Genomic DNA, 6,708 nt, shown 5'->3' with positions numbered 1-6,708 from the left:
CGGCACGCCCGGCGCCGCCGAGAAGGCCGCTGCCGAGCTCGCCTGGGCTTTTGAGCATGTCGGCTTCTACTATCTCGCCGGCCACGGCATTCCGAAGGACCTGATCGAGGCGCAGTACGAGGCAGCCGCGCGCTTCCACGCCCAGCCGATGGAGGAGAAGCTCAAGGTCAAGGTCAACGAGCACACGATCGGCTACATGCCGATCGCCGAGACGGCGCCGCCCAACGCCGCCGCCCAGGGCAAGAAGCCGAGCCAGAACGAGGCCTTCTTCCTGCGCCGCGACCGCGCCGCCGACGATCCCGACGTGATCGCGGGCCGCCGCTTCCATGTCCAGAACCAGTGGCCCCAGAACCTGCCGGGCTTCCGGGAGCAGACGCTCGAGTACATGAGCACCATGGAGGCGCTGTGCCAGAAGCTGGTGCGGCTCTATGCGATCGCGCTCGACCTGCCGGCGGACTATTTCGATTCCTGTTTCAGGAAGCCGCACATGATCCTGCGGCAGTCGCGCTATCCGCTGATCGACGCGTCGGACGACAGGATCGCCAGCCTGGTGCCGCACACCGATTCGGGCTTCATGACGCTGCTGCCGCCCAACAAGGTGCAGGGCCTGTCGATCAACCTGCCGAACGGCGAATGGCACGACGCGCCCCATGTCGAGGACGCCTTCGTGGTGAATGGCGGCGACATCCTCCACCGCTGGAGCAACGAGCGCTTCCTGTCGACGCCGCACCGCGTGCGCAACGTCTCGGGCCAGGTCCGCTATGCCATCCCCTTCTTTTGCGATCCCGACCATGACACGATGATCGAATGCCTGCCGAGCTGCCGTTCGGCGGAGCAGCCGGCGAAATACCCGCCGATCAGGTTCGGCGACTACGCGCTCTGGTTCGCAGCGCAGCGCTATGCCCACCTCGAGAACATCCAGGCGCCAACCGCCGACGAGGTCGCGCCCGGAGCGCGAGCCACCGCCCGTTGGTAGTCATCCGCCGGCAACGATCCGGTCGAGCGCCTTGGCATCGCGTACCACGATCCGGCCGCGCCCCAACTCGACGACACCCGCCTCCCGCCATACCGCGAGCTGGCGGCTCACGATCTCGCGCGACACGCCGAGCGTCTGCGCCAACTCCTCCTGCGACAGGCGGATGGCGATCGGCGGCGACTTGCCAGTGCCGGCAAGGGCGGCGAGCTGCTTGGCGAGCCTCGTCGAGACGTTGAGGAAGGCCGAGTCCTCGACCATGCCCGTGGTACGCCGAAGCCTTTCGCAGAGAAAAGCGATGATCCGCACCGCCGCCTCGTGGCGCTGGCGCAGGAACGGCAGGAAGTCGGCGCGGGAGAGGAACAGCAGCTCGGAGGGTTCACGGGTCGCTGCCGTTGCGGTACGCCCCTTCCCGTCGAGCAAGGCGATCTCGCCGAAAAACTCGCCGGGACCGAACATGTTCAGGATCAGCTCCTTGCCTTCGGTCGATTCCACGGTGACCACGATGCGGCCGGCGAGCACGCCGTAGAGGCCGTCGCCGGGGTCGTCCTTGCGGAACACGATGTCCTCGGCGGCAAAGCGACGGACATGGGCGTGTTTCAGGAGCTCGCGTGTCTCTGCATCGGTCAGAGCGGCAAGAAAGGGATGAAGGCGGCAGAGTTCGTGTGGCGTCAATCCGGGCTCCCCCGGGACGCGAGCCTACACCAGCCGCTCCCTTGCGGAACCCCGACGCGGCCGGAATCCACCCTAGTCGAACATGTCGGGCCGTATCTCCTCGCTGACCTCGACGATCACGTCGGCCGGCAGGCCGGCGCGGCGAGCGGCGACGCAGATCGCCTCCTCGTTCGGCGCCTCGTAGAGGCAGTAGGTCTTCTTGCGGTCGGCACTCAGGAAGGAGAAGAGCCACTTCACGCCTTCCTCGTCGTTGATCCGGTTGATCATGTCGTTGGCCTGCTTGGAAGCCTCCAACTGTTCGGCGTAATTCCGCTCGATCACGTAGCGTGGCATTGCAATCCCCACAAATCCCGTTGACACGATCAGGCTGAAGCGACTGTACCCAGGAGGCGCCGGCGCAGGCGGGCCATCCCAAGCCGGTCGGCCGCAGCGAGCGACATGCCACGCAATTCCGAAGCGCGAACTTTATCCTGCGGCCGGCCGCGCGCCAACAGCATCGCGGCGTATTCGTGGCGGGTGTGGGCAAGCCACGGCCACGCCTTCATCTTCTCGTCGGTCGCCAAGGCTGACTCGAAATGCCGTTCGGCCGACGGCCAGTCCTGCATCGTGGTCGCCAGAATGCCGAGATAGCGCGCGGCCGCGCCGCAGCACAGTCCGTGGACCGGCACGACGACCGCGAGATCGCGGTAGGGAAGCAGCAGCTCGTGGAGCTCGGCGGCCCGACGGCTGTCGCCGAGCTGTGCGCAGACCTCGGCGAGATAGGTGAGCGTCACCGCGCGCTTGCTGTCGAGCGGCAGGGTAAAGCCTGATTCGGCCATCGCCTCGAATGTCCGTCGTGCCTGCGCCTCGAAGCCGAGGTCGCTCGCGACCAGCATCAGGCCGGGCCGCCATATGGCGTTGTCGGGATTCTCGTGCACGAAACGCTTTACCAGCGGCGCCACCTCGGCGAGCCGGCCTTGTTCGCGGCGGATGGTGAACATCTGCATGCCATGGATGCCCAGCGGAAAGTCGACGTCATGGCCGCTCAGCGCCTTCAGCGCCTCCAGCGACGCGCGTTCGGCGGCAGCGAACGTGCCGAGGACGATGCCGTGTATCGTATCGCCGTTGGCGACTATCCACCTGTCGAAGTCGGCGTGGCTCGTGCGCGCGATCTCCCGTTGCCTGTGAAGGCCGCGTTCGAATCCGTCGATGTCGCCGATCTCGAGGTAGCCGGCGCCGGAGCGCGTCAGTGCCTCGAGCTTGCGCATCGACTCGAACCCCTGGGCGATTTCCCAGATCATGCCGAGCGCCTGCCGCCGCTCCTCGACGGCCGCTCCACAGGGCGGCGGGCCGGCATTCGGCATGAGATCGCTCACCAGCACCTCATAGAGGCTTCGCCGGTCGTTCAGCCGCGCGGTAATCTGGCGCGCCTGGCGCAGCACCTCGCGCCCGCGTTCAGTCTGGCCGGTCGAGAGCAGGGCCTTGGCCAACCGGCTCAGCACCCGGCACCGGTCGAGCGTATCTTCGCCGACCACCACCAGCATCTCTTCGAGCAGCGCAACCGACGTCGCGCTCGAGACAGCGAGGTAGACTTCCGAGTCGGCGTAACGGATGGCCGCCTCGACCATCAGGCTCGGCAGGTTCTCCTGGCGCGCGATGTTCGCGCATTCGAGATAGGTCGCCTGCGCCGGCAGCGTCACCGACTTGAACTCGGCGTCGCCGCGCGCCAGCAAGAGCGGCAAGGTCCGGCGATAGCGGCTGCGGTCGTCGCCCGGCTGGCGCTCGGCGAGCTCGAGACCCCGCTGGAAGTGGACGCACGCCTCCAGGTAGGCGCTGCGGCCGACGGCGCGCTCGCCCGCGCGGCGCCACCAGTCGATCGCCTCATCGACGCGATTGGCGAATGTCCAGTGCTGGGCGATGGTCTCCGGCTGCATGGCGGCGATCTCGGGAAAATGGGCTTCGATCGCCTCGGCGATGGCGGCATGGTACTGGCGCCGCCGCGTCAGCAGCAGCGACTGGTACGCGGCTTCCTGGATCAGGACATGGCGAAACACGTGCGATGGCCCGGCAAAGGATTCGACCGTCGCCGGCACAACGATCTCCTCCGCCACGAGCCGAGCCAGCGCCGCGTCCAGATCGTCGTCGGAGCGGCCAGCCAGCCGGGACAGTAGGCTGGTGGAGAATTCCCGTCCGATCGTGGCGCCGATCTGGGCCACCTCGCGTGCCTCGGCGTCGAGCCGGTCGAGCCGCGCCATCAGCGAGCCCTGCAAGGTGTCGGGAATGGCGATCGCCTGCAGGGAGCCTACGACCTCGTAGGCATCGCCGCTGTCGCGCAGCACGCTGCCTTCGAGCACCGCCTTGGTCAGCTCCTCGACGAACAGCGGAATGCCATCGGTCTTGGCGACGATCTCGGCCACGACCGGCTCGGGTAACGTACGGTCGCCGACCAGGCGCTCGACCATCACGGTGCGCTCACGCCGTGACAGGCGGTCGAGGTTGATCTGCACGAACTGCGGATAGCTCCAGCCCGGCTTGAACGTGGGCCGCGCGGTGATGAGCAGCATCAGGCGCGCGGCCGGCAGTTGCTCCTGCAGTTGCTGCAGCAGCTCGAGCGTCGAGGGATCGATCCAGTGCGCATCCTCGACCGCGAACAGCAGGGGATTGCCACGCGCCATCGCGCCGAACATCTTCACCAGGATGTCGATCAGCTGCCGGCGGAAGGACGGCACCGCGGTATCGGCCGGCCGGTAGCTCTCGTCGCCCGGCAGGTCGAGGAAGGCTTCGAGGATGGGCATCGCCTCGGTCATATCGAGGTCGAGCGGTTTGACCATCCGGCCGAGCATCGCGGCGGCGGTATGGGCGCGCGACGGTGCCCCCAGCCGCAGGGTGCGCCGGAACCAGTCGAGCACCGGCCAGAATGCACTGTTGGCATGATTGGACGTGCAGAACATCGGCAGGAACTTGTAGGGCTCGCCGCGCAGGCCATCCCGCAGCGCGCGCAGCAGGCGCGACTTGCCGATGCCCGCATCGCCGACCAGCAGCACACAGCGCATCTCGCCATCGTTGGCCTGGCGCCATCGCCGGCGCACCATCTCAAGCTCCGCCTCGCGTCCCACCAGCGGCGTCATGGCGCGGCGAGTACGGGCGCGCAGGGTGAAGCGGTCGACCGCGCCGCTCTCGCCCAGCACGCGATAGAGGCGGATTGGATTGCTGACGCCCTTCAGCCGGCGTGGCCCCAGATCCTCGAGGTCGAACTGGCCATCGACCAGCCGCTGCGTGGCATCGCCGATCACGATCGTGTCGGCTGCCGCCTCGGTCTGCACGCGATTGGCGATGTTGGGCGTCTCGCCGGTGATCGCGTCCTGGTCGCGCGCCGGACCCGCGCCCACCTCGCCTACCACCACCAGGCCGGTATAGATGCCGATGCGCACGCTCAGCCGTACATCCTGCGCACCCGGCCGCTCGTTGGCTGAGCGCAGGCTCTCGAGGATGCCGAGCCCGGCATGGATCGCGCGGGCGGCATCATCCTCGTGCGCCTGCGGATAGCCGAAATAGACCAGGATGCCGTCGCCCATGTAGCGCGCCACGTGGCCGCTCTGTGCCTCCACCGCCGCGGCGCAGAGCGCGTGGAAATCCTGCAACAGCTCGCGCATGTCCTCGGGATCGAGCCGCTCGGAGAGCGGCGTCGAGCCCACGAGGTCGACGAACATCACGGTGATCTGGCGGCGCTCGGCGCCGTCGACCATGCGGCGCGCGGGTGGCGTGCCGGCGCTCCCGCTTCCGTCCCCGTCGAGGACCGCGATCGCCCGCATCAGACGCTTGCGATCGCCCAGCAGCAGGCCCAGCGACTCGAGATCCTTTTCGCTGAGGTCGGCCAGCACATCCCAGTCGACGCCGTTGGCCGCGAAGGCCTCGGCATATCTGCCGAGGCCCAGGTCGACGAGCCATCGCCCGAGATCTTCGGCCATTTGCCTTCTCCGACGGACCGCTCTACGCCGCCGCGCAGCGACGCCGGTCAACCCCAGCGCGGCTGTTCGCCGAGATCGATGCCGAGCGCGGTCTTGCCCACGATCTCGTGAGCGAGGATCGCGTTCGCGGGATGGAAACGGCCGCAGCGCGCATCGCGGAACAGCCGCTCGAGCTCGCTCGACTTGAACATGCCGGCGCCACCGGACAGCTCCATCGCGAGATCGACGATCTTCCAGCAGGTCTCGACAGCATGAGCCTTGGCCGAGACGATCTTCGCCGGCCAGCCTGCTCCGTGATCGACCCCGGCCGACCATTCGTTGGCGACGTGGTCGAGAAGCGGGGCGATCGTGTCGAGCGCCATGATCATCTCGGCCACACCATGCTGGATTCCCGGATGGTAGGCCATGCTGCGCGTGAGCCCCATCGAGCTCTTGCCCTTGACGGTCGGCAGCACGAGGTCGCAGGCGCGCTGGGCGATTCCGCAGTAGATGTTGGCGAAGCCCATCAGCGCCCAGGCGAAGATCGCCACCACGAAGGCGTCGGCCCCGCCCGCCGGCAAGGTGCGTGCCATGTACTTGTCGGGCACGAAGGCGCCTTCCAGCAGCACGTCGTCGCTACGCGTCGCTCGCATGCCGAGCGTGTCCCAGGTTTCGACGATGCGATAGCCCTTGGCATTGCGCGGCAGGAAGCCGTGCACGACCTTGGGCCCGCCCGGCGCATCGGCCCACAGGCCGTGCAGGCCGTAGCGGGTCCAGACCGGCGCCAGGCTGCCGAACCCCTTGCGGCCCGTGAAGGTGAAGCCGCCATCGACCTTCTTGGCCTGGGTGGTGGCCAGCAGGACCGGAATGTCGTTGCCGCGCTCGGCGTGGCCTGCGGCGAAGATCTCGCCGGCCGCCGCCTCGCGCAGCAGCCACTCGTTCGATTTGTCGCCGGCGCGCCAGTTGTCGGCGATGAGGCCGATCCAATAGTTGTGCATGTTGAGGCCGAGCGCGGTCGCCGGCGCGTATTCGGCGAGGCGCCGCGTCTCGCGCGCCACCTGCGCGAGGTTCATGCCGAGACCGCCGAACTCGGTCGGAATCGCCATGCTCAGATAGCCGGCGGCCTTGAGATCG

5 protein-coding genes are annotated in these 6,708 nt (G+C 67.8%); 1 reads left to right on the top strand and 4 read right to left on the bottom strand.

Features of this window, described 5'->3' with window-relative positions; translation table 11 throughout:
* On the top strand, nt 1-976 hold a 976-nt coding region (locus VH499_RS25040; RefSeq protein ID WP_332055499.1), incomplete at its 5' end, for an isopenicillin N synthase family dioxygenase.
* Here the strand turns inward: VH499_RS25040 and VH499_RS25035 are convergent.
* The 4 genes from VH499_RS25035 to VH499_RS25020 form a co-directional block, all read right to left on the bottom strand.
* Complete coding sequence (locus tag VH499_RS25035) at nt 977-1,648, bottom strand: Crp/Fnr family transcriptional regulator (protein WP_332055498.1); 672 nt, start codon at nt 1,646-1,648, stop codon at nt 977-979.
* A 72-nt stretch (nt 1,649-1,720) separates the two neighbouring features.
* On the bottom strand, nt 1,721-1,981 hold the full coding sequence (locus tag VH499_RS25030; protein ID WP_332055497.1) for a DUF4242 domain-containing protein: 261 nt from the start codon (nt 1,979-1,981) through the stop codon (nt 1,721-1,723).
* Between the two features lie 29 nt (nt 1,982-2,010).
* The gene (locus VH499_RS25025; protein ID WP_332055496.1) at nt 2,011-5,595 is read right to left on the bottom strand and encodes an ATP-binding protein; all 3,585 of its coding nucleotides are present in this window, start codon (nt 5,593-5,595) and stop codon (nt 2,011-2,013) included.
* A gap of 47 nt (nt 5,596-5,642) precedes the next feature.
* Nucleotides 5,643-6,708: acyl-CoA dehydrogenase family protein (locus VH499_RS25020; protein ID WP_332055495.1), on the bottom strand; the 1,066-nt coding region annotated here is incomplete at its 5' end.

It is taken from the genome of Reyranella sp., assembly GCF_036558665.1.
Lineage (GTDB): Bacteria > Pseudomonadota > Alphaproteobacteria > Reyranellales > Reyranellaceae > Reyranella.
Note: the sequence above shows the minus strand (reverse complement) of the source record. Positions and strands in the feature narration are given on the sequence as shown.